Here is a 24,373-nt window from a genome sequence, read left to right as displayed (position 1 = left end):
TGAAGAGCCTCCTGCTTTTTAGACCGTCTATTTTTATACATGAGACACCGTTGATTCCAACCATGCTGAGATGATGAGCAGCGCGACCGCCAGCACTAGTAAAAAGAGGATATCCCGTATATAGAGCGTTTCTTCTTCTCCTCTTGCTCTTTTTTTGACGATTTGAAGAAACCGCCATGTCTCGTACCCTAATGTACAAAACAAGATATGGCCGATGATTTCAGGAATCGCGTGAGGAAAGACACCGGTCATCAACGGCTGCATGCCATATCCTGTGGCGACTCCTCTCACGATCACGCCTAGCATTGCTGCGTTGTAACCGAGATAAAGGGTATTGGCCATTCCTAGCGTCAGCCATCCGCCAACCATCAAAATGGCTCCAACCATCAAGTTGTGGCCTAAAGTGGTCCAAAACGCCATGGAAGTCGGATGAATCGTAAGCTTTTGTGAAAAAATCACTGCTCCAAAAGCAAAACATACAATGTACACACCTAACGACAATAACATATACGGCAAATGAGTGTGAATCGCTCGTCTGATCACCGCAAATGCCTCCTCACGTGCGCCGAGCATATTGAGAACTATTCCATAATACAAGGTACAGCATCAAGACAAACAAAACGCTGTAACATGCCCAACTCCAACCTTTCAAGAGCATAAAAAAGGCAGAAAGAAGCGATGAAAAAACGGTTATGTAAATCAATAAGCGATGAAACGAATGATTTCCAGCCGCAATCACCATATACCCCGCATAATCACGTGGAGATGTCAATGCCGCCTGCTCGCCGCTAGCTAAAACGAGACAGAACACTTCATAATCGGTGCGCAAAATCCGTTTGACAACAAGCGAATAGGCGGGCATCATCACCACAGCTCCCATTGCTGCCCAAAGCCCTCCACTCATCCCCAATAATCCTATGTATTCGAGAAGCAGCAATCCTACTGCCGTCATGCATGGGTAGACGCCTAATCGCTCAAGCAGCGTCCATTTCGCTTCGATTAACGGTACAAGAGGAGGTGGAGAAAGAAGACGAAACACAGTGAGACGCTCCATCTCGCTTTCAAACTGAAAAATGTCGCGAAAGACGTCGGTAATGGCTCGCAACGTGCCTGTCATGACCATATACATTTCAAACATAAACAAAAACAAAATGATCGACCCGTTATGAACAATCGGCAACAGCGCCAAATTCGCTCCTGCAACTAAAAACCATTCCCCTGGCAAAAATAGCGACCAAGGCGGTTTCGTCAACTCACGGGCTTGGCGTGTTAACAGACAAAGATCTTTATATAAAATTGCATTATTCGTGCTGCGAATTTTTAACGACTCTATGACACGTTGATGCCATGAATATAGCATGTACGCTGTCTTGTCAGAATGAGACGCACGAGTGAAAGAAAAGCAAATCAAAGCCAACAGAGCGAATCCAGCACCGATGAATGATAAAGTTGTACTTGAAAATAACCACCCTTCCCTCCAACTTGTCATGCGTTCATAAAACAGCTGTTGCCAATGAGCAACATAACCATCCATATACACAAGGTAAGAGAGCGACAACCCATACATTCGAACCGCTTGGCGGGACAATTGCAGCAACGGCACAATCGCCGCAAGCACGACATAACCAATCGCGAATGATGCCATTCGAAAGAAAAAGGCAGAAAATGCGCCCATCGCTCTAAAAGTTGAGCCACGCACTATATGCGATGTCACATAAAGAAGCAACAACATCGTATGTCCAAACCATACGAATGATGCGCCTGTGATCCCGAACATCACCATCAACCCAATTGAAGGAGGCAACCAAATCGGCAATAGCCGCAAAAGCGACACAGCATAGTGGATTTTGAGCAATCGCCGCCACACCTCGTCATCCCGCACTCCAGACAGACGCACATAATGATAATGGTATTGACGTTGCAATGCCTCTTTGGACTCAAGCAAAACTCCTATGAAAGGACTGACAGACATGAAAAAAAGAGCTCCCATAACCATAGAAGGGCGAAACAGCGTCGAGGATCGAGCGCAAAAGGCTACAACCACAGCCGATGAAACAAGCCATTTCGCCGCTTCCACCAAGAACATGGTCATCTTCGGAGAAAAAGGCGATTTTTTCTGCAATGGGGCCAAACTACTTCGTTGTCGTTGTTGATATAACAGCCATACGAGTTTCACTTCTCTTCCCCCACATTGATTTACTCATTAGGAACGGCAGGGAGTTTTTCCCCTGCCGTTTTGCCTTTTACCATGCAATCGCTGCCGCTTTTCCTCGTTCCGCCACTATTTTTTTCACCGTCGCGACAAAAGCTGACCACCCAATTTCCAAAATGGCGTCGACTCCACCTGACAAAATAGCGGTGATCCCAAGAATAATAGAAATGAGAGTGGAGCCGGTCAACACAATCGAAACAACCGTCGTCGCGATTGACTGTGACACGCCGAGCGTCCCGGCAACAAGCGCCAGCAAACTCATAACCTATCACCTCCTTCCAGTAAATGATAATCGATCAAAACTTTTTTCAAAAACATTCTGTGTCTATCTCATCCTTCGCACTAAACGAGAATAAACCCCGCCGTAAAGCAGCACCAATACAATAAATCCTATTTTGATGGGCATGCTGGCCGCTTTTAGGCGAAAAGCAACTCCAATCAACACAACAAGCGGCAGGCTAATCAGAATAAAATACGGCCACGACCATTGTTTCACCCACTTCACTCCTGTCTGCGATGCGGTTTCTAGTAAATTCCTTGTTAATATCATCCATTTTAATCATACACCTTGACTCTAAAAAAAAAAGAGAAATCGTTCGACAATTTTTTTACATATTTCGACATATTTCATGCTATTGAAATGAAACAGAGATGCTTTTAAGAGCTTGGTACAAGGTAAGCGTTGATCCAAGAAATTCTTTTTGAAATTTCCTTGCTTCACCGTATTGAATAATTTCGAAAAATACATTAAATTATATAGTAATCATCAAAACGTCACCGCACAATTGCATACCGGCATTCTTATCAAGAGAGGGGGAGGGACTGGCCCGGTGAACCCTCAGCAACCTGGCCCGCGGCCAAGGTGCTAAATCCAGACAGGCGGAAGCCTGGAAGATAAGAAGAAGCGAATGAAAAGTCTTCTTCTTATAGAAGGCTTTTTTCTTTTACTACGGAGAAACGGGGGAATCGAACGTGGGATTGCTGGATGAGTTGAAAGAGCGCATTCTCATCGCCGACGGGGCGATGGGAACGCTTTTATATTCGCACGGCATTGACCGTTGTTTTGAAGAATTGAATCTATCCAATCCAGATGAAATCGTCCATATTCATGAAGCGTATATCGCGGCGGGCGCCGATGTCATTCAGACGAATACATACGGCGCCAACTATGTGAAACTCGCGCGCTACGGCTTGCAAGACGAGGTGCCGGCGATCAATCGCGCCGCTGTAAGACTGGCGAAGCAAGCAGCCAATGGGGGGGCGTACGTGCTCGGAACGATCGGAGGGCTGCGCACGTTAAACAAAAGCGTCGTCACGCTCGAAGAAGTGAAACGGACGTTTCGCGAGCAGCTGTTTGTGCTGCTTGCCGAAGGGGTTGATGGTGTGCTGCTCGAGACGTATTACGATTTGGAAGAGTTGGAGACGGTGCTTGCCATCGCCCGCAAAGAGACGGACTTGCCGATTATCGCCCATGTGTCGCTCCATGAAGTCGGCGTTTTGCAAGACGGCACGCCGCTCGCGGACGCCCTTAGCCGCCTGGAGGCGCTCGGGGCCGATGTTGTCGGGCTCAACTGCCGGCTTGGTCCGCACTATATGATTCAGTCGCTTGAGGAAGTGCCCCTGCCCAATTGCGCATTTTTGTCGGCGTATCCGAACGCGAGCCTCCCGGATTACCGCGACGGCCGGCTTGTCTATGAAACGAACGCGGAATATTTTGAAGAGGCGGCCAAAGCGTTCCGCGATCAAGGGGTGCGCTTGATCGGCGGGTGCTGCGGCACGACGCCGAAACATATTGAGGCAATGGCAAAGGCGCTCGCCGACCGGACGCCGGTGACGGAAAAAACGGTGAAGCGGCGCACGGCATCTGTATCGGTGCAAGCCGATCGGCCCGCGCCGACTCCGCTTCCCGAGCTCGCCCGCACGCGCCGCTCGGTCATTGTGGAGCTGGATCCGCCGAAAAAATTGGGGATTGACAAGTTTCTTGCTGGGGCGAAAGCGCTCCATGACGCCGGCATCGATGCGCTGACGTTGGCCGACAACTCGCTCGCCACGCCGCGCATCAGCAACGCCGCTGTCGCCACGATCATCAAGGAGCAGCTCGGCATCCGCCCGCTTGTGCATATTACATGCCGCGATCGCAATTTGATCGGCTTGCAGTCGCATTTGATGGGCTTGCATACGCTCGGCATCACCGACGTGCTCGCCATTACCGGCGACCCGTCGAAAATCGGCGACTTCCCAGGAGCAACGTCGGTGTATGATTTATCATCGTTCGATTTGATCCGCTTGATCCGCCAGTTTAACGAAGGGCTGTCGTACTCGGGCAAACCGCTTGGGCAAAAAACGAACTTCTCGATCGGCGCTGCGTTCAACCCGAACGTCCGCCATTTGGATAAAGCAGTTGAGCGAATGGAGAAAAAAATTCAATGCGGCGCCCACTATTTCTTGACCCAGCCGATTTACTCGGAAGAGAAAATCGTTGAAGTGCACGAAGCGACCAAGCATCTTGACACGCCGATTTACATCGGCATTATGCCGCTTGTGAGCGCGCGCAACGCCGACTTTTTGCATCATGAAGTGCCGGGCATTACGCTCTCTGACGAGATTCGCGCCCGCATGGCGGCGTGCGGCGGCGACCCGGTGCAAGCAGCCAAGGAAGGCATCGCTATCGCCAAATCGCTCATTGACGCTGCGTTTGATTTGTTTAACGGCATTTATTTGATCACGCCGTTCTTGCGCTACGACATGACGGTCGAGCTTGTCCGCTACATTCACGAAAAAGAAGCGGCCGCCAAAGAAAGGAAGGTTGTTCATGGCTAACGTCACCTTAGAACAGCAACTGCAAAGAAAAATTCTTGTCATCGATGGCGCCATGGGCACGATGATCCAAAGCGCCAACCTATCGGCCGCCGACTTTGGCGGCGAGGCGTATGAAGGGTGCAACGAATATTTGACCCTCACCGCCCCGCATGTTATCCGCCGCATTCACGAAGCGTACCTAGAAGCCGGTGCTGATATCATTGAAACGAACACGTTCGGGGCGACGCGCATTGTGCTTGACGAATATGGCCTCGGTCATTTGGCGCTTGAGCTGAACATCGAAGCGGCCAAACTCGCCAAACAAACGGCTGAGTCGTTCTCCACCACGGACTGGCCGCGCTTTGTCGCCGGTTCGATGGGGCCGACGACGAAAACGTTGTCGGTGACCGGCGGCGCAACGTTTGAAGAACTCGTCGCCGCCTACGAAGAACAAGCGCGCGGACTGCTCTTAGGAGGCGTCGACCTTCTCCTACTCGAGACGTGCCAAGATACGCTGAATGTCAAAGCCGGTTTTCTCGGCATTTCGAAGGCGTTTGAAGCGGTCGGTCGCCGCGTGCCGCTCATGATTTCTGGCACGATCGAACCGATGGGCACGACACTCGCCGGGCAGGCGATCGATGCGTTTTTCATCTCGGTGCGCCATATGAAGCCGATCGCCGTCGGCTTAAACTGCGCGACAGGCCCCGAGTTTATGACCGACCATTTGCGCACGCTCGCCTCGCTCGCTGACACGGCGGTCAGCTGCTACCCGAACGCCGGTCTGCCGGATGAGGAAGGCCGCTACCATGAAACGCCGGAGATGTTGGCAGAGAAAATCCGCCGCTTTGCCGAAAAGGGATGGATCAACATCGTCGGCGGGTGTTGCGGCACGACGCCGGATCATATCCGCGCCATTGCCGAAGCGGTGCGTGATCTCCCGCCGCGGGCGATCCCGTCTTCGTTTGATGTCCACGCCGTTTCCGGCATCGAGGCGCTCATTTATGAGGAAACGATGCGCCCGCTCTTTGTCGGCGAGCGGACAAACGTGATCGGCTCGCGCAAATTCAAACGCCTCATCGCCGAAGGGAAATACGAAGAAGCGGCGGAAATCGCCCGCGCCCAAGTGAAAAACGGCGCCCATGTCATCGACATCTGCCTCGCCGACCCAGACCGCGACGAACTCCATGACATGGAACAGTTCGTCCGCGAAGTCGTGAAAAAAGTGAAAGTGCCGCTTGTCATCGATTCGACCGACGAGCGCGTCATTGAACGCGCCCTCACCTATTCGCAAGGAAAAGCGATCATTAACTCGATCAACTTGGAAGACGGCGAGGAGCGGTTTGCCAATGTCGTGCCGCTGCTACACCGCTACGGCGCCGCCGTTGTGGTCGGGACGATCGATGAACAAGGGATGGCGGTCACCGCCGAACGGAAGCTCGAAATCGCCTTGCGTTCGTATGACTTGCTGGTGAACCGCTACGGCGTCCCCGAGCGCGACATCATTTTCGACCCGCTCGTCTTCCCGGTCGGCACCGGCGATGAGCAATACATCGACGCGGCGAAAGAAACCATTGAGGGCATCCGCCTCATTAAAGAGCGGCTGCCTCATTGCTTAACGATGCTTGGCATCAGCAACGTCTCGTTCGGCTTGCCGCCGGCCGGGCGCGAGGTGCTCAACTCCGTCTTTTTGTACCATTGCACGCAAGCTGGGCTCGATTATGCGATCGTCAACACTGAGAAGCTTGAGCGGTTCGCCTCGATTCCGGAAGAGGAAGTGCGGATGGCCGAAGCGCTTTTGTTTGACACGAGCGATGAAACATTAAACACCTTTATCGAATTTTACCGAAGCAAAATCACCGCCGCCAAGCCGGCTGAGGAGAACTTGAGCCTTGAAGAGCGGCTCGCCCGCTACGTCATTGAAGGGTCGAAAGACGGGCTCATTCCCGATTTGGAAAAGGCGCTTGAGACCTACTCCGATCCGCTGTCCATCATCAACGGTCCGCTTATGGCCGGCATGGATGAAGTCGGGCGGCTGTTCAACAACAACCAGCTCATCGTCGCCGAAGTATTGCAAAGCGCGGAAGTGATGAAAGCGGCCGTCGCCTTTTTAGAGCCGTATATGGAAAAGAAAGAAGGAAGCACAAAAGGAAAAGTCATTCTCGCCACCGTCAAAGGCGATGTCCATGACATCGGCAAAAACTTGGTCGACATCATTTTAAGCAACAACGGCTACGAGGTGATCGACCTCGGCATTAAAGTCGCTCCGCAGCAACTCATTGAAGCGGTGCGCGAACATCAGCCCGACATCATCGGGTTGTCGGGCTTGCTTGTCAAATCGGCCCAACAGATGGTCGTCACCGCCCAAGATTTGCGGCAAGCCGGCATCTCAACGCCCATTTTAGTCGGCGGCGCCGCCTTGACGCGCAAATTTACCGAAAACAAAATCGCACCCGAATACGACGGCGTCGTCCTGTACGCAAAAGACGCCATGGACGGGCTCGCGCTCGCCAACCAAATCCAGCAAGGAGAAATCGAATACACGAAAAAAGAAGCAGCCGAAAGCGAGCCGACGCGGCCAACAGCCGTTGCCGCAACGGTCAAATCGAACGTCTCGACCGACGTTCCCGTCTACATCCCGGCCGACCTCGAGCGCCACGTGCTGCGAAACGTGCCGCTTGACCATGTGTTGCCGTACGTCAACTGGCAAATGGTGCTCGGCCACCACCTCGGCTTGAAAGGAAAAGTGAAGCGGCTGCTTGAAGAACGGGACGAAAAAGCGTTGGCGTTAAAAGCGGTCGTCGACGAACTCGTTGCCGAAGCGAAAGAACGCGGCTGGATTCAACCCGCCGGCGTCTACCGCTTCTTCCCGGCGCAAAGCGACGGCAACCGCGTCTACGTTTACGATCCGGTTGATCGCAAAACCGTGCTCGAGACGTTCGACTTCCCGCGCCAACCGCGGGCGCCGCATCTTTGCCTCGCCGATTATTTGAAATCGAAAGAAAGCGGCGAAATGGATTACGTTGGTTTGTTCGCCGTCACCGCCGGGCATGGTGTCCGCGAACTCGCCCAGCACTGGAAGGAAGAAGGCGAATTTTTGAAAAGCCATGCCATCCAAGCGTTGGCGCTCGAGATTGCCGAAGGATTCGCCGAACGAATCCATCAAATTATGCGCGACCGCTGGGGCTTCCCGGACGACCCCGATTTCACGATGGAAGAGCGCTTCGCCGCCAAATACCAGGGCCAGCGCTACTCGTTCGGCTACCCGGCCTGTCCGAACTTGGAAGACCAGGAGAAACTGTTCCGTCTGCTTCATCCAGAAGACATCGGCATCCGTCTCACCGACGGCTATATGATGGAACCCGAAGCATCGGTTTCGGCGATCGTCTTCGCCCATCCGGAAGCGCGGTATTTCAATGTGTTATAAGCGGGGAACGAGAAACGAGCTGGACTATGTGAGCCAGCTCGTTTGCTTTTTACGCACCAACCCTTGGCCGCGGAGATGTTTCCCGTTTTTTAGCAAAAAAAGACGAGGAATTGGCGATCTAGGAAAATCGCGATGTTTGTTCAAGTGTCAACCATCATTGATTCAAATGATGGATTCAGGCATATAGCATTCCACGCCAAGCCGACGAAAATCTTTTTCGTTCCAGGTGATGATCCCTTGGATGGATGCAGTGTGCTGCGCCAGCGCCGAAAGATACGCGTCAGCAAAATCGACACTGCAACGGGCGTAATCGTCCAATGCCTTTCCAACAACTTCTTTGTCTATCGTCTTAATACAAGAAGCCTCCATGATTTGCTTCAGCTTACTTGCGATTTCTCCTTTCGTATACCCGTACCGTTTCGACTCGAGCACCCAGCAGCATTCCGCCACGACAAGAGGATGCAATAGAAACGCAAATTCACCGTTGACCGCCTTTTCAAATACCCGATAGGCAACCAAAGATTGTTCTTCATCGTCATTGGTTAAAAAACGAATGATGATGTTCGTATCTAAAATATACACCTTTCATCCTCTTCTCCCTATCATCTACTCCTCGTTCTTTTCCCTCTTGGACATCCGTTCCTCTTTCGCCTGTTTGCGAATATCCTCCCATGTCATCGGACGACTGTCCCCCCTAGGCGGCATGGTGCCGAACAAAGATAGCAACGCATCTTTCTTTTTCACCTTTAACGTCACCTCTTGATTTTCCCCATAAACAAACGCGACTTGGTCTCCCGGTTCTGCCCCAAGCACTTCTCTGATCTTCATTGGAATCGTCACTTGATGTTTCGAAGAAAGTGTGGAGTAATACGTGTACGTTTCATGTGAGGATGGCTTCATCACGAATCCTCCTTCCCTCTTTGCTAATCATTTTATCTTTGCTTAATCAAAAAGTAAAGATTGTCTAATCCCCCAAGACTTCTATGGCAAGAAACGAAAGAACAGAAGAGAAAAACATGTTCCCCAAATTTCCAGATCTATTGAACAGCACGGTCCATCCCCTCTTCACACATAATTCCCCTCCTCCGTCCCATACTAACGATGACAATACATGCTAAGGAGGAACAAACATGGTCACAAAGCAACAAACGACGCTGCCCCCGCAGCACCAGACGCGCCAGCCCGGCCTGCAAACGGAGATGAACCCGCAGCCGGTCACCATCAAAGACACCTATAAAGGAAGCGGCAAGCTCGAAAACAGAGTCGCCATCATCAGCGGCGGCGACAGCGGCATCGGCCGGGCGGTCGCGGTCCATTTTGCCAAGGAAGGAGCCGATGTGGCGATCATCTATCTCAACGAACATGAAGACGCCAAAGAAACGAAACGGCTTGTCGAACAGGAAGGAAGACGGTGCCTGGCGATGGCGGGAGACATCGGGGATGAAGCGTTTTGCAAAGAAGCGGTGAAACAGACGATCGAAGCGTTCGGCAAGCTCGATATCGTCGTCAATAACGCCGCTGAACAGCACCCGCAGCCGAACTTTCTCAACATCACCGCCGCGCAGCTGGAAAAAACGTTTCGCACGAACGTATTCGGCTGCTTTTTCCTAACGAAAGCGGCGCTCCCGCACTTAAAAAGCGGAAGCGCGATTATTAACACCGCTTCGGTCACCGCCTACGAAGGAAACGAACAGCTCATCGACTACTCGGCGACAAAAGGGGCGATCGTCGCCTTCACCCGCTCGCTCGCCAAAGCGCTCGTCGGCCAAGGCATTCGCGTCAATGGCGTCGCCCCAGGCCCGATTTGGACGCCGCTCATCCCGTCGACGTTCAAAAGCGAGCAAGTCGCCACATTCGGCGCCAACACCCCGATGAAACGGCCCGGCCAACCGTGCGAAGTCGCCCCGTGCTACGTCTTTTTGGCGAGCGACGAATCGTCGTACATGACCGGGCAAATGCTTCATGTAAATGGCGGCAAGTTCATCAGCGATTGACCGCAGCCACCGCTGTTGCCAATCATTTTTAACAAAATCGCGTTACCTTTTCTCACAAAAATATGGCGTGATTGTAAAAAAACGAGTACGATAAAGCTACGATGTTCCTCTACTTCTTTACAAGGTGCCCCTCTTCTCTCACCCCACCCCGGAATGGGGGCGGGGTTTTTTGTCACATAACAAGCAGCCAATCCGGTTCAGACAAGTACGTTTGACATTCATTTAAGGCGTGTTGAGCCATCATCCCATCAATAAGACGGTGATCGTAAGTAAGGGACAGCGGCATCACAGAAGCAATCTCAATCGAATCATCGACGACCACCGGTTTTTTCTCAACTTTCCCGATTCCTAAAAGACAAGACTGTGGATAATGAATAATCGGCGTGAACCACGAACCATTGGCCGAGCCGATGTTCGAAACCGTGCATGTCCCTCCGCTCATCTCCACCGCTTGAATCGTTCCCGCTCTCGCCTTCGCCGTCAATTCTTCAATTTCTTTCGCAATTTGGAACAACGATTTTTGATCCGCATCACGAATCACCGGGACGAGCAATCCACGGTCAGTGTCAACCGCAAACCCAATGTGAATGAATTCGTGAATAACGATTTCTTCTCGTTCCTCATCAAGCGAAGCGTTGAGCATTGGATACTTTTTCAACACCGCTGCCAGCGCTTTTACCACATAGGCTAAATAGGTCAGTTTTACCCCTTGTTGCTCGGCTAGCGGTTGGATCCGTCGGCGATGTTGAACAAGACGGGTCGCATCGGCCTCGCCAAAATGGGTGACTTGCGGAATGGTCCGCGTTGACCGCACCATCGCTTTGGCGATAGCCTTGCGGATGCCTGTCAGCGGCACTCGGCGCACTTTTTCCCGGCTTTCCTGCTTCTCTAAAATCTCAACACTGGCAGCAGCCTCATCTGTTGCTTTTTGCTGCCGAACCGACAATGCTGCTTCAATATCGCTTTTCAATATTCTTCCGTTCTTTCCGCTTGGAGTGATTTCCTCTAAAGACACGTTCTGCTCGCGGGCAAACTTTCGCACTGACGGGGCAGCCACGAATGTTTTTTGAGGAGTCCTTTGTTTTCCCGCGCTCGCCGCACGACGAATATCGTCTTCCGTGATTTTGCCATTCGCCCCCGTCGGTGTGACCGTACTCCAATCGACGCCAAGCTCCTTGGCCAGTTTTTTTACGCGTGGGGTGATCTTGATCTCTGTCTGCGGATCTCCGCCGTCCGGAGCAAACGTTTCGACGGCAATGACGGCCAGTACTTCGCCGACCTTGGCCGTATCCCCTCGTTTCTTTTTGATCTCTTTTACTGTTCCTGACTCGGGAGCGTGAATTTCTGAAACGGCCTTTTCTGTTTGCACTTCCACTAGCGTGGCTCCTTTTTCCACCGCATCTCCTTCGGAAACGTGCCAAAACGTAATGAAACTTTCATCATGGGAATCGGATAATTTGGGCAATGTCACTTCGACAACCATAAGCTGCCTCCCTTGGAACGAACTTTTCCTTATTCATTGACGAGTTGGATCGCCTCACGGAAAATTTTATCGGCATTTGGCAATACAAATTGTTCAAGCGGACGGCTATAAGGAATTGGCACATCCGGAACAGCAATCCGCTTCACCGGCGCCTCCAAATCATACAAACAATGTTCAGCGGCAATCGCGGCAATTTCCGCCGTCATCCCGTACGACAGATAGTCTTCATCAACAACAAGCAAGCGGTGTGTCTTTTTAACCGATTGAATGATCGTCTCTTTGTCCAATGGGACAAGAGAACGCAAATCGATCACTTCCGCTTGAATGCCTTGTTGTTCAAGTCTTTTGGCCGCTTCGAGCGCCTGATGCACTGTCATTTGAATACCGACAATGGTGATATCCGTTCCCTCGCGCACAATATTTGCTTTCCCAAGCGGCACAGTATACGCCTCTTCCGGTACATGCCCGATCGAAGCATCAAGCTGATCCATCCAGCCGAGCCCTTGCAAGGTTTTATGGAACATAAAGACAACAGGGTTATCATCGCGAATAGCGGAAATCATCATCCCTTTTAAATCATATGGCGTCGACGGAGCGACGACTTTCATCCCAGGAAGATGGGCAAAGGTGGCGTACAACGTTTGCGAGTGCTGGGCGGCATCGCTGTAACCGCCTCCCACCGCCGTCATCAATACCATTGGCAGTTTCACCCTGCCGCCGGACATGTACGGAATTTTCGCCATATGGTTGTAAATTTGGTCCATACAAACCCCAAAAAAGTCGACAAACATCAGCTCCACGATCGGCCGCATTCCTTCCGCAGCGGCGCCGATGGCAGCACCGATGAACGCGGTCTCAGAAATCGGCGTATCGATGACCCGTTCCGGTCCAAACTTTTGGAACAATCCCTCTGTCGCTCCAAAAATCCCACCGTATACTCCGACATCTTCTCCCATCACAAAGACGTTCGGATCTCTCTCCATCTCAAGGCGAATCGCTTCAGCCAGCGCCTTATTTCCCGTTAACAGCCGCTGTTTTGTTTGTTGCATATGGCAAAACTCCTTTCTCCTATGAAATTAGACAAACACATCTTCCAATGCCTCTTCCGGCTTGGGATAATCGCTTTCTCTCGCAAACGCGTACGCCTGATCGACCTCAGATGTCGCTTTGTTTTCCAGCTGTGCAATCGTCTCCTCTGTTACCCCACATTCATTCAATAAATAGTTGCGAAGGCGAATAATGGGGTCTTTTTGGCGAAGCAACGTCACTTCATTTTTATCCCGGTATACTTCCGGATCGCCTTGGAAATGTCCTAAATAACGGTATGTTTCAATCTCAATAATCGACGGCCCTTGTCCAGTTCGTGCACGTTCAACCGCTTCTTTCGATACGTTGTACATATCAATCGGGTCGTTGTCTTTGACATAGTATCCTTTAATGCCATAGGCGGCTGCCCGTACATCATTCGAGGGAACCGCTGTAGACGCCGTTTTCGGCACAGAAATTCCATATTGATTGTTTTCAATGACAACAATGAATGGCAGTTTCCATAATGCCGCCATATTTAACGATTCATGAAATGCCCCTTGATTGGCGGCTCCTTCGCCGATAAACGCAACCGCCACCCAATCCGTCCCCCTTTTCTTGGCCGCCAGCGCCGCGCCAAGGGCATGAGGAATCCCAGCCCCAACGATCCCTCCGCAGGAAAATTTGACGTCAGGATCAAACAAATGCATATGGCCGCCCTTTCCTTTTCCTAGTCCAGTGGCTTTTCCGAAAATCTCTGCTGTCATCCGGTTCAAATCCACCCCTTTGGCAATCGCATGGTGATGCGGACGGTGAGGGGCAGTCACCGTATCTTCCTTTTTCAAGTGAACACACATCCCAGCTGCAGCCGGTTCTTGTCCAGTGGCCAAATGCATTTCCCCTGGCACCGGCCCCGCGCCGATATTAAACACAGGAGATTTCCCTTCGGCATACGCCTCCGCCATTTTGTCTTCATAGCAGCGAATTTTGTACATCGTTTCGTACATCCAAAGAAGATGATCCTTGGAAATGGCCAACTTCCTCTCCTCCTTCACTTGATTGGTACCGCTTTCATCATTTCTATAAAGCAAAAATCGTTCCAACGCTTGTTTCCTTTTCTTCGTCCGCCAAATTGTTTATCCAAAGCCGCCTTTTTGATCCAACCTAAACAAAAACAGCGACAAAGTGTTTCATTTTGTTTCACTTTGTCGCTACACTTTGATACAAAATGGGACAGTCAATACCGAATATTCCATTTATCCATTTGCCGGTAAAATGTGCTTCTCGATATGCCTAAATAACGGGCAGCTTTGGAAATGTTGCCGTTGCACTGCTTTAACGCCTCGATGATGGATTGCTTTTTTATCTCATTTCGGGAGATGTCTACGTTCTCCCTAACTTGAGGCAAGCGAAGAGGCCGAAAGATTTCTTCCGGCAAATCAGCCGCTGTCAATACCGGTTTTGTGCACTGATTTAGCACCCGCTCGATCATATTTTGCAACTCGCGAATATTTCCTGGCCAATCGTATTGCATAAGCGCCTCTAAGAAATCGGACCGTATCTCAGGAAACGGTTTATTTCGTTTGTGAGCCAGTCTTTCAATAAAATGACGGACGAGAAGCGGAATATCTTCTTTTCTTTCTCGAAGCGGCGGAAGAACAATCGGCATGACGTTCAACCGGAAAAACAAGTCTTCACGAAAACTGCCTTTTTGCACTTCCCGGCGAAGGTCTTTGTTGGTCGCCGCGATGATTCTGACATCAACAGGGATCACTTTATGCCCGCCAATTCTCATCACTTCCTTTTCTTGAATAACGCGCAAAAGCAACACTTGCATTTCCAAGGACATTTCGCCAATCTCATCCAAAAAAAGCGTTCCCCCATTGGCAAGCTCAAACTTTCCGGCGCTTCCCCCTTTTTTCGCTCCTGTGAATGCCCCGTCCACATATCCGAACAACTCACTGCCAAGGAGATCACGCGGTATGCCTCCACAGTTAATGGCAATAAACGGTTTGTTTCTCCGCTTGCTCTCATTATGAATCGCCTGAGCCACCATCTCTTTTCCTGTTCCGCTTTCCCCTAATATTAACACGTTGGAATCTGTCGCTGCGGCGAGCCTCGCTTCGTTCATTTTCTCAATGAAACACGGGTGTTGCCCGATCATATCCGCAAACGTGATTTTCGCTTGGTTTCCCGATAGGTGGTTGACAAACTGGCGTACCTTTTCAATTTCTTTTACAATGATCATCGATCCGATTCGTTCTTTTTTCTCGTAAATTGGAATCTTGTCAACTAACACATGGTGCACCGCGTTTGAAGGCTTGACGCTTAGATGCAGCTCTTGATTTTGCAAATGAAGCGGGTGGTTCGAACAGATAGAGGGATCATTGAAAAGATCGTCGAGCTTTTTCTCTTCCAGTTGCAGTTGTGGTATATGGAACAGCTTTTTTAACTGGTTGTTCGCCTTTACGATCTTCCCATCGCGATCGATGATTAAAATGCCTTCTTTCATATTGTTCGTTGTCGCTTCCAAAAACCGTTGCATCATCACGTTTTTTTCAGCATTCTCATGTAATTTTAGTTGGTACTCAATCGCCTTTACGGCTGATACAACCATTCCTAGCGTATGAGAGTGCACTTTTTCATAGGGTCCTGACATATTCAATACACCAATGATTCGGCCGTCGGGATCATGGATGGGGGCAGCGGAACACGTCCATGACTGGCATATTTTCGTGTAATGTTCCTCAGCAAACACTTGAATCGGACGATCAATGGCGATCGATGTGCCAATGGCGTTGGTCCCCATCACTTGCTCGCTCCAGTCCGCCCCCGCGATAAATCCGATTTCTTCCGCCCTCGCTAAAGGCTCGCGATCGCCAATCGACAAAAGCAACTGTCCGTTTTCATTGCACAGGATCACCAAAAATCCAGATCCTTTGACAATCGAATACAACCCTTCCATTAACGGCAATGACCAATCGATCAAGGAGCGGTACTTTTCATTGTCGATTTCTTTAATCCACCCGTACGGCCGAAACGGATCAACCATCGCTTTTTTCGACCGAAGCCAAGAGTCTCGAATCATGGGCGGCAAATCGGGATCGAGCTCGTTATGAAATACGAACTTTTCCCACATGGATTTCACCTGTTCGCGGGTCACGATCATCTTGTGTTCACCTCCGTGTTTGCCATTGTTTTTCTTTTTCTCTTCAATTTATTGATTTCCTTTTTCAACTTTATAAAAAATAACAACCGAAAAAAGCAGCCATGATGGCTGCCTTGGAAACATCTACCGCCTAGCACACGACCCCCGCTCCACGAGCCGGTGCGGGATGATGATGCGTTTGATCGGTTCATTTGGGTTGGTGATTTTCTCAATTAAACTTTTCGCCGCTTCGTAGCCGAGCTGAAAAATGCCGATGTCAACCGACGTGAGCGGCGGACGCGACATTTCGGCGAGCAACGTGTTGTTGAAGCTGACGATCGATACATCTTCCGGGACGCCGAGGCCCATTTCATCGAGCGTTTTGAGCATTCCGAGCGCCATGAGATCATCGGCGACAACGAGCCCAGTCGGCGGCTCAGGCAAAGAAAGAAGCTCCTTCATCGCCTCTTGGCCGCCTTCCTGCAAAAATTCTTCATGGACGACATATTCCGGGCGGTACGGCAGCCCGGCTTCACTCAAGGCGGCGGCGTAGCCATTTTGGCGGTCGACGGTCACCAAATATTGCGGATTGCCGCCGACAAACGCGATGCGCTCATGGCCGTAGGCAATCAAGTAGTTCGTCGCATCTTTGCCCGCCTGGACGTTGTCGTTGTCGACATGGGTCACTTGTTCCGCTTTTTGGTGCGGCTTGCCGATGACGACGAATGGGAAGTCGTGCTTTTGCAAGTATTTCATCAGTTTATCGTTTTGACGAGAATAAAGCAAAATGACGCCGTCCACGCGCCGCCCTTGCAGCATCTCCACCACCCGTTCGTAAATATCGCTTTCTTTTTCCCCTGTCGACATTTGCAAGGCGTACCGTTTTTCATGGGCGGCTTTGCTGATGCCGCGGATGACTTCCGGGAAAAACGGGTTTTGCAACGCCTGGTCGGCGGAGCTCGGCATGACGATGCCGATCACTTGCGTCATTTGGCTCGCGAGGCTGCGGGCGATAAAGTTCGGATGATAGCCGAGCTCTTTCATCGCCTCGCGCACCCGCTGCTTCGTCTTCTCGCTGATGCGCGGGCTGTCGGCGATCACCCGCGAGACGGTCGACGGCGCGACATTGGCCCTTTTCGCCACATCTTTAATCGTAACGGTCATAAGCCCCCTCCTTTCCATTTATTCATTGATCCGTTTTGCCCGTTTTTTCACCAAATATAAAAACAAAAGAAACAGCACGTAAACCGATACGATGGCGGCGATAAACGGGATGTTGATCCCTGTTTTCTCCCGCAGCTTGTATACTTCCGCCGTTTCGCGGTCGAGCACAAGGTCGTAGCCGTCCTCATCGCCGCGGACGAGATCGTCCAATAAAAAGCCGCGCAGTTCTTTGTTTTTTGGCAACTGGTCATTGGTGAGATGGACATGCTGCGTTTCGCTCGTATTGTTGATGGCGATGACCGTCGTTTCATCTTGATATTGCCGTTTCAACACCGCCATGCCGTCTTTTTCATAGAACAGCGTAAAATCGCCGCGCCGCAATGATGGCAGCTCTTGGCGAAGCGGGCCGATTTTTTTCAAGTAATCGATGATTTCTGGATCGGCGCGGAAATCCATCAGACGGCGGTTGTCCGGATCTTGGCCGCCGTTCATGGCGATTTCGGTCCCGTAATACATGATCGGAATGCCAGGGGCGGTGAACAAATACGTCATGGCCAGTTTAATGCGTGAAATCGGGTTGTTGCGGTTGTCAATCGCGAGCTTCGTAAACCGCACGGTATCATGGTTGTCCAAAAACGACCCGAGCAAATACGGTCGGTCGTAAAACGTTTTGTTGTATTCCCAGACATCATACAGCGGGCGCAGTGACGCATCGCGCCTAGCAAGCGACTGCTTCACCGCGCCATACAGCGGGTAATCGACAAATCCGTCGATGCCGTATTTGCCGTATTCCGCAATATAGCGCGGATCGTCGCTCCACACTTCGCCAAGAAGGAAAAAGTCTTTTTTCACCGATTTGACTTCTTTCGCAAACTCCTGCCAAAACGATTTCGGCACGTGGCGCACTGTATCGAGCCGGTAGCCGTCAATGTCGGTCTCTTTAATCCACCATTTGGCAGCGTCAATTAAATACGTTTTGACCTCTGGATTTTCCTGCGCCAAATCAGGCAACCCATACACCCAGCCGTTTTCAAGCTGTGTTTGGTCGTTCCAGTCGAAAATCTCTTTTTTCGGGTGAAACCAATCTTTTTTCGTTGGGTCATGTAACCATGGGTGATTGTAACCGACATGGTTGGCGACAAAATCCAAAATGACTTTCATGTCGCGCTTATGCGCTTCTTTGACGAGTGTTTTCAAATCGCCCAGCGTGCCAAAGTGCGGATCGACTTGATAAAAATCTTCAATCCAATAGCCATGATAACCGCCCGGCATGTTTTTAAAAATCGGCGTCAGCCAAATGGCGGTAAATCCCATCTCCTTGATGTAATCGAGTTTCGCCGTCACCCCTTTCAAGTCGCCGCCGAAATACCCTTTCGGATCGTTCACATTCACGTTCTGGTCGTTTGTCGGATCCATATTGTTAAACCGGTCGACCATAATGAAATAAATGGCTTCATCTTGCCACGTCCGTTCTTCTTTCTCCGCCGCCGCAGCCGGCATGGCATAAAAAAGAAGGAACGGAAGGACGAGCAGCATAAAGAGCCGGTTCCCCATTTCCATTCCTCCCTTCCCGATTCATTTGCTCGTTCGGAAACGGGTAAGCCCCCTATTCTATGATAGCGGTTCTTACCCTTTTGTGCCACCAGCCGTTAAGCCAGAAATCAAATACCGCTGCAGGAACAAAAAGACGATGGCAATCGGGGCGGCGATCAAAATCGAGCCGGCGGCAAAGCGGGTGAAGTTGTTCGCGAACCGGTCGCTGATAAAGTTGAACAGCCCGACCGCCAGCGTAAATTTGTCCGGATCGCGCAAGACGATCGACGGCAGCAAAAAGTCGGTGAACGGCGCCATGAAGTTAAACAAGGCGACAACGGCTAAAATTGGCTTGGCTAAGGGCAGCATAATGCGGAAAAAGACGCCGAAGTGGCCGGCACCGTCGATGCGCGCCGCCTCATCCAGCTCGCGCGGAATCGTATCAAAGTAGCCTTTGACCAGCCACGCGTTAAACGGGATTTGCCCCCCGACGTAAATAAGAATGAGCCCCCAAAGCGAATCGAGCAAATGGAGCATATTGAGCAAAATATAGATCGCGACCATCGCCATGAGCGACGGAAACATTTGCAACACTAAAAACAAATACAGCCCCGTTTTCCGCCCGACGAATTTGTAGCGCGAAAACGCATAGGCGATGAGCGCCGTGAAAAAGACGGATAACACCGCATTGGCCGCAGCGACAAACAAGCTGTTTTTATACCAAAGCAAATAATCGCTCTGCGGGCTGGTAAATAACCATTTATAATGCTCGAACGTCCACTTCTCTGGGATGAGAGATGCCGAATACAGGCTTGTTCCTGGATTGAGCGACATGCTGATTGTCCAAAGGAGCGGATAGGCGATGACGACAAACATGAAGGCGATAAACAAATAAATAAGCGCTACTTCCACGTGCGATTTCCATTTGCGATTCATCAAATGTTTCCCTCCTCTTTAAAGGAACGGGTGCGCCGGAACTGGTAAATGGCAAACCCGCTGACGATCAAGCCGATGATGAGCGAGATCGCCGCCGCCATATTGTAGTTGTTTGTCGTAAACGTCAAATCGTACACCCATGAAATGAGAATGTCCGTCCCCCCGGCGTTTTGTCCGCGCACGGCCGGGCCGCCGTCGTTGAACAAATAGATGATGTTAAAGTTGTTGAAATTGCCGGCATATTGCATAATCAACAGCGGCGCCGTCGCATACAAGACGTGCGGCAACGTGATCGAACGAAACTTTTGCCAGCGCGTCGCTCCGTCGATGTCGGCCGCTTCGTACCAGTCGCGGGAAATGCTTTGCAAAACGCCGGTAAACAACGCAAATACGAACGGGAAGCCAAGCCACGTTTGAATCAAAATAAGCGCCACTTTTGTCCAAAACGGATCGGTCATCCACGGGACCGACAACCCAAACAAACTCAACACTTCGCGGTTGATGGCTCCGAATTTGTCGTTGAACATCGCCGCAAACACCAAAATCGTGACAAACGCTGGAACGGCCCACGGCAAAATCAACACCGTGCGGATGAACCGCTTGAACTTGATGCGCGGGTCGTTGACAAGCAACGCCAAAAACAGTCCAAGGGCGATTTGCGCCGTTGTCGCCACCACGGTCCAAACGATCGTCCAGGCGAGAACGCTAAAAAACGTGCTTTTCCAAATTGGAATCGACACTAAGTTTTTGAAGTTTTCCAACCCAACCCAATTCAACAAATGGCGCGGCGGCGAGTGGTACAAGTTGTAGTCGGTAAATGCGAGCGACACCATAAACAACAGCGGCAGCACAACGATAAACAACAGCATCACAAGCCCGGGCGTCACAAAGATGTACGGAAACCCCCGATCCCACGCATGACGGCACGATTCGATCAGCGATGGGAACGGCTCGCCGCGCTGCCGACGGCGGGCGTCGTTGCGCGCATCAATGATGTTCGCAATGTGCAACGCGACCGCAAAAGCGATGATGATGACCGAAACCAATCCTTGAATCAAGAGAAAAATCGAATGATCAAGCATCGGGATTTCGCCAAGCGTGACGAGTCCCCACAGCCCGATGTTCAAAAAGTTATAAAACGTCATCAAAAAGGCCGCTTCAATGATGACAAACAAAATTCCTTTGACATACCGGCGGTTGTACAATTGCCCAAGGCCGGCAAACAACAGCGACAGCGCCATCGCCACCGCCGGCCGATGGCGGACGTTTGCTTCCGGCATCCGAACTCCCCCCTATTGTATGGATAAGAATGGTGGATAGGGCTGATCCTATCCACCACGATATCACGCGTTATTTTCCAGCGCCGCTGGCGGCGATTTTATCTTGAATCGTTTTGACCGCCTCACTCAGCACCGCTTTCGGGTTGTCGCCTTTCGCGATAAATTGCAAGGCATTGCCCATCGGCTCCCACACTTGCGACATTTCCGGCACGTTCGGCATCGGCTCGCCGTATTGGATTTGCTCCGCAAAGCCGGCGATCAACGGATCATTCGTAATTTTCTCATTTGTCAACGCTTTTTCATTCGCCGGCATTTCACCTGCCACTTCATAGTAATGGAGCGAATTTTCTTCGTTCGTCACAAATTTCATGAAATCGACCGCCCATTCTTTGTTTTGTGAATAGGCTGATAACATCCATGTTTTCACGCCGACGAACGATTTCGGATGCTCGCCGTTGTCTAAGACCGGCAGCGGCGCGGTCGCTAATTTGTCGCCCAACGCTTCTTTATACGACGCGATGTTCCATGGTCCGGTGATGGCAACCGCCACATTCCCTTTCGTAAACAGCCCGTTCATAATATCGCCGGTGATTTCTTTCGGAATGTAGCCGTTTTTAAACCACGATTGGACGAGCTCGGCTCCTTTGACGGCTCCATCATTAGCCAGCCCGATGTCGCTTGTGTCGTATTTGCCGTTTTCATTTTTAAACACATAGCCGCCGTAGCCAGCAAAGAACGGATAAACGAAATAGAAGTTCGTCGCTTCCATTAAAAAGCCGTATTGATCTTTCGCCGCATTCGTTTTTTCCTTGGCGATCTTCATCAAGTCATCCATCGTTTTCGGCGCTTCCGGCACTAAATTTTTATTGTAGAACACGCCGTACGTTTCGACGACCATCGGCACGCCATACGTTTTCCCATCATATGTTACCGCGTTGATGGCTGTCGGGCTGTACTCGCCTTTTGCATCGCCAAGGTCGACCGGATCGGCCAGCCCCTGCAACACAATGTCGCCGATGCGGTCATGCGGCTGATAGAACACGTCCGGCCCTTTGCCAGCCGGTCCGTCGAGCGCTAGTTTTTTCGTTTGATCGAGCATGTTGACCCCAACCATCTCGATTTTGATTCCGGTTTTTTCTGTGTACTTTTGAAAAATATCCTTTAACGCTTGTTTTTGTTTTTCATCATCGTTCACCCACACGACGAGTTTCTGTGGCTTTTTGTCCTGTTCTGCCGTCTTTTGGTCGTTTCCTTTCGGCTGCTGGACATCGCGCTTGGGACCGCAGGCACCCAGCACGCCAATCAACAACACGGCCATGAGAAAGAAAGATAACGCTTTTCTCATAATCCCCCTCCTGTCATCATGACGGAATCTTAGCGGTACAATCATAAGGAAAACGTTTGCGCAAATAAGTTTTAATCCTTTCTATGAAAACGATTGCACCACTCATCTCCATTATAACGCTTATTTTTCATTTTACAAGCCTTTTTCTATAAAATTTGACTTTTCTTTTCTCTTAACGTACTTTTTATTATAGCTGAGCATTAATGCAAACGGTTGCTTCAGATAACAAAGGAGGAAAAAGAAAATGAGGAAAGAAGCCATCCACCACCGCTCAACCGACCATTTCGCTTATGCTTATGACAGCGAGACGCTCCATCTCCGGCTTCAAACAAAGAAACATGATGTCGACCACGTCGAGCTGCTTTTTGGCGACCCGTACGAATGGCACGATGGCGCCTGGCAGTTTCAAACGATGCCGATGCGGAAAACGGGAAGCGACGGGTTGTTTGACTATTGGCTCGCCGAAGTCAAACCGCCATATCGACGGCTGCGCTATGGGTTTGTGCTTCGAGCTGGGGGCGAACAACTGGTCTATACGGAAAAAGGATTTTACCATGAAGCTCCGAGCGACGACACCGCTTACTACTTTTGCTTCCCCTTTCTTCATCGGGTCGACCTATTCCAAGCGCCGGACTGGGTAAAAGACACCGTATGGTATCAAATTTTCCCCGAGCGGTTCGCCAACGGCAACCCGGCCATCAGTCCGAAAGGGGCGCGGCCGTGGGGAAGCGAGGACCCGACGCCGACGAGCTTTTTCGGCGGCGACTTGCAAGGAATCATCGATCACCTTGACTATTTGGCTGATCTCGGCATCACCGGCATTTACTTGACGCCGATTTTCCGCGCGCCGTCGAATCATAAATACGACACCGCTGATTATTTTGAAATCGACCCGCACTTTGGGGACAAAGAGACGTTGAAAACACTTGTCAAGCGCTGCCATGAAAAAGGGATCCGCGTCATGCTCGATGCAGTCTTCAATCATTGCGGCTATGAGTTTGCCCCGTTTCAAGATGTGTTAAAAAACGGTGCAGCGTCTAGGTATAAAGATTGGTTCCATATTCGCGAGTTTCCGCTCCAAACGGAGCCGCGCCCGAATTACGACACATTTGCGTTCGTGCCGCAAATGCCCAAACTCAATACCGCCCATCCGGAAGTGAAGCGCTACTTGCTTGATGTCGCGACGTACTGGATTCGCGAGTTTGATATTGACGGCTGGCGGCTCGATGTGGCAAACGAAATCGATCACCAATTTTGGCGCGAATTCCGTCAGGCGGTGAAGGCGCTAAAGCCCGATGTGTACATTCTCGGCGAGATTTGGCATGACGCCATGCCGTGGCTGCGCGGCGACCAATTTGACGCCGTCATGAACTACCCGTTCACGGACGGAGCGCTTCGCTTTTTCGCGAAAGAGGAAATCAGCGCCCGCCAGTTTGCCGATATCATGGTCCGGTTGCTTCATTCGTATCCGAAACATGTGAACGAAGCGGCGTTTAACTTGCTTGGCAGCCATGATACACCAAGGCTGCTTACGGTTTGCGGCGGCGACGTCCGCAAAGCGAAGTTGTTGTTTTTGTTCCAGCTCACGTTCACTGGTTCGCCGTGTATTTACTATGGCGATGAGATCGGCATGACGGGGGGAAACGATCCGGAATGCCGGAAATGTATGGTGTGGGATCCAGAGAAGCAAAACAAAGAACTGTATGAACATGTCAAGCAACTGATCGCTCTTCGCAAGCAATATCGGGCGCTTCGACGCGGCGATGTCGCTTTTCTCGCCGCCGATGATGAAGCGAACCATCTTGTTTATGAAAAAACGGATGGCAATGAAACGGTCATGATCATCATCAACCGGAGCAACGAAGCAGCAGAAATTCCCATGCCGATCGATGCGCGTGGAAAATGGCTGGTCAACCTTCTGACAGGGGAGCGGTTCGCTGCAGAGGCGGAAACACTTTGCGTCTCCTTGCCGCCGTACGGGTTTGTGCTTTACGCGGTCGAAAGCTGGTAAGGCGACTGAGCGGGCGGT

Annotated in this window: 19 protein-coding genes and 1 riboswitch; of the genes, 4 read left to right on the top strand and 15 right to left on the bottom strand. The window is 50.9% G+C overall.

Annotation, left to right across the window (positions count from 1 at the left end; translation table 11 throughout):
• Nucleotides 1-33 precede the first annotated feature (33 nt).
• The 4 genes from JCR24_RS05135 to JCR24_RS05120 all read right to left on the bottom strand — a co-directional run bounded on the left by JCR24_RS05135 (nucleotide 34) and on the right by JCR24_RS05120 (nucleotide 2,708).
• A complete protein-coding gene (locus JCR24_RS05135; protein ID WP_011230224.1) occupies nucleotides 34-543 on the bottom strand; it encodes a stage II sporulation protein M in 510 nt (169 codons plus the stop codon).
• A gap of 13 nt (nucleotides 544-556) precedes the next feature.
• A complete protein-coding gene (locus JCR24_RS05130; RefSeq protein ID WP_238980208.1) occupies nucleotides 557-2,176 on the bottom strand; it encodes a hypothetical protein in 1,620 nt (539 codons plus the stop codon).
• Nucleotides 2,177-2,243: 67 nt separating this feature from the next.
• Nucleotides 2,244-2,474 carry an uberolysin/carnocyclin family circular bacteriocin gene (locus JCR24_RS05125; protein ID WP_011230222.1) on the bottom strand — a complete coding sequence of 77 codons (231 nt, stop codon included), beginning with the start codon at nucleotides 2,472-2,474 and terminating at the stop codon, nucleotides 2,244-2,246.
• Between the two features lie 63 nt (nucleotides 2,475-2,537).
• Nucleotides 2,538-2,708 carry a hypothetical protein gene (locus tag JCR24_RS05120; protein WP_015374078.1) on the bottom strand — a complete coding sequence of 57 codons (171 nt, stop codon included), beginning with the start codon at nucleotides 2,706-2,708 and terminating at the stop codon, nucleotides 2,538-2,540.
• Between the two features lie 302 nt (nucleotides 2,709-3,010).
• Nucleotides 3,011-3,113: riboswitch (SAM riboswitch) on the top strand.
• A gap of 71 nt (nucleotides 3,114-3,184) precedes the next feature.
• Between JCR24_RS05120 and JCR24_RS05115 the strand changes: the two genes are divergently transcribed.
• Nucleotides 3,185-5,032, top strand: coding sequence for a bifunctional homocysteine S-methyltransferase/methylenetetrahydrofolate reductase (locus JCR24_RS05115; protein WP_238980207.1), 1,848 nt, complete (start codon nucleotides 3,185-3,187; stop codon nucleotides 5,030-5,032).
• Nucleotides 5,025-8,435, top strand: a complete 3,411-nt coding sequence (gene metH, locus JCR24_RS05110; protein ID WP_238980206.1) for a methionine synthase — start codon at nucleotides 5,025-5,027, stop codon at nucleotides 8,433-8,435. The genes JCR24_RS05115 and metH overlap by 8 nt, the downstream gene beginning before the upstream one ends.
• 162 nt (nucleotides 8,436-8,597) lie before the next feature.
• Here metH and JCR24_RS05105 read toward each other — a convergent pair whose 3' ends face one another.
• Nucleotides 8,598-9,017 carry a type II toxin-antitoxin system VapC family toxin gene (locus tag JCR24_RS05105; RefSeq protein WP_020754586.1) on the bottom strand — a complete coding sequence of 140 codons (420 nt, stop codon included), beginning with the start codon at nucleotides 9,015-9,017 and terminating at the stop codon, nucleotides 8,598-8,600.
• A 24-nt stretch (nucleotides 9,018-9,041) separates the two neighbouring features.
• The gene (locus JCR24_RS05100) at nucleotides 9,042-9,335 is read right to left on the bottom strand and encodes an AbrB/MazE/SpoVT family DNA-binding domain-containing protein (protein ID WP_013523104.1); all 294 of its coding nucleotides are present in this window, start codon (nucleotides 9,333-9,335) and stop codon (nucleotides 9,042-9,044) included.
• Nucleotides 9,336-9,565: 230 nt separating this feature from the next.
• Here JCR24_RS05100 and JCR24_RS05095 point away from each other — a divergent pair, with 230 nt between their 5' ends.
• A complete protein-coding gene (locus tag JCR24_RS05095) occupies nucleotides 9,566-10,429 on the top strand; it encodes an SDR family oxidoreductase (protein WP_238980205.1) in 864 nt (287 codons plus the stop codon).
• A 172-nt stretch (nucleotides 10,430-10,601) separates the two neighbouring features.
• Here JCR24_RS05095 and JCR24_RS05090 read toward each other — a convergent pair whose 3' ends face one another.
• The 9 genes from JCR24_RS05090 to JCR24_RS05050 form a co-directional block, all read right to left on the bottom strand.
• On the bottom strand, nucleotides 10,602-11,912 hold the full coding sequence (locus JCR24_RS05090) for a dihydrolipoamide acetyltransferase family protein (RefSeq protein ID WP_013146165.1): 1,311 nt from the start codon (nucleotides 11,910-11,912) through the stop codon (nucleotides 10,602-10,604).
• 29 nt (nucleotides 11,913-11,941) lie between these two features.
• Nucleotides 11,942-12,961 (bottom strand): alpha-ketoacid dehydrogenase subunit beta, encoded by a 1,020-nt coding sequence (locus tag JCR24_RS05085; protein WP_011230214.1) that lies wholly within the window; start codon nucleotides 12,959-12,961, stop codon nucleotides 11,942-11,944.
• Between the two features lie 27 nt (nucleotides 12,962-12,988).
• Complete coding sequence (locus tag JCR24_RS05080) at nucleotides 12,989-13,975, bottom strand: thiamine pyrophosphate-dependent dehydrogenase E1 component subunit alpha (RefSeq protein ID WP_013523101.1); 987 nt, start codon at nucleotides 13,973-13,975, stop codon at nucleotides 12,989-12,991.
• A 200-nt stretch (nucleotides 13,976-14,175) separates the two neighbouring features.
• Entirely contained in the window at nucleotides 14,176-16,107 is a 1,932-nt protein-coding gene (locus JCR24_RS05075; protein WP_238980204.1) for a sigma-54-dependent Fis family transcriptional regulator, read from the bottom strand.
• Nucleotides 16,108-16,230: 123 nt separating this feature from the next.
• Nucleotides 16,231-17,250: a LacI family DNA-binding transcriptional regulator gene (locus JCR24_RS05070; RefSeq protein WP_238980203.1), complete on the bottom strand. Its 1,020-nt coding sequence runs from the start codon at nucleotides 17,248-17,250 to the stop codon at nucleotides 16,231-16,233.
• Between the two features lie 18 nt (nucleotides 17,251-17,268).
• Nucleotides 17,269-18,804 (bottom strand): alpha-amylase family glycosyl hydrolase, encoded by a 1,536-nt coding sequence (locus JCR24_RS05065; protein WP_238980202.1) that lies wholly within the window; start codon nucleotides 18,802-18,804, stop codon nucleotides 17,269-17,271.
• Nucleotides 18,805-18,876: 72 nt separating this feature from the next.
• Nucleotides 18,877-19,719, bottom strand: a complete 843-nt coding sequence (locus tag JCR24_RS05060) for a sugar ABC transporter permease (protein WP_238980201.1) — start codon at nucleotides 19,717-19,719, stop codon at nucleotides 18,877-18,879.
• Nucleotides 19,719-20,999 (bottom strand): carbohydrate ABC transporter permease, encoded by a 1,281-nt coding sequence (locus JCR24_RS05055; RefSeq protein ID WP_238980200.1) that lies wholly within the window; start codon nucleotides 20,997-20,999, stop codon nucleotides 19,719-19,721. The genes JCR24_RS05060 and JCR24_RS05055 overlap by 1 nt, the downstream gene beginning before the upstream one ends.
• A gap of 70 nt (nucleotides 21,000-21,069) precedes the next feature.
• The gene (locus JCR24_RS05050) at nucleotides 21,070-22,344 is read right to left on the bottom strand and encodes a sugar ABC transporter substrate-binding protein (RefSeq protein WP_238980199.1); all 1,275 of its coding nucleotides are present in this window, start codon (nucleotides 22,342-22,344) and stop codon (nucleotides 21,070-21,072) included.
• A 244-nt stretch (nucleotides 22,345-22,588) separates the two neighbouring features.
• On the opposite strand from JCR24_RS05050, the gene JCR24_RS05045 reads away from it, so the two are divergent.
• Complete coding sequence (locus JCR24_RS05045; protein ID WP_015374067.1) at nucleotides 22,589-24,355, top strand: alpha-glycosidase; 1,767 nt, start codon at nucleotides 22,589-22,591, stop codon at nucleotides 24,353-24,355.
• The last annotated feature ends 18 nt before the right edge of the window (nucleotides 24,356-24,373 follow it).

This window comes from Geobacillus sp. YHL (assembly GCF_022341265.1).
GTDB classification, from domain to species: domain Bacteria; phylum Bacillota; class Bacilli; order Bacillales; family Anoxybacillaceae; genus Geobacillus; species Geobacillus thermoleovorans.
Note: the sequence above shows the minus strand (reverse complement) of the source record. Positions and strands in the feature narration are given on the sequence as shown.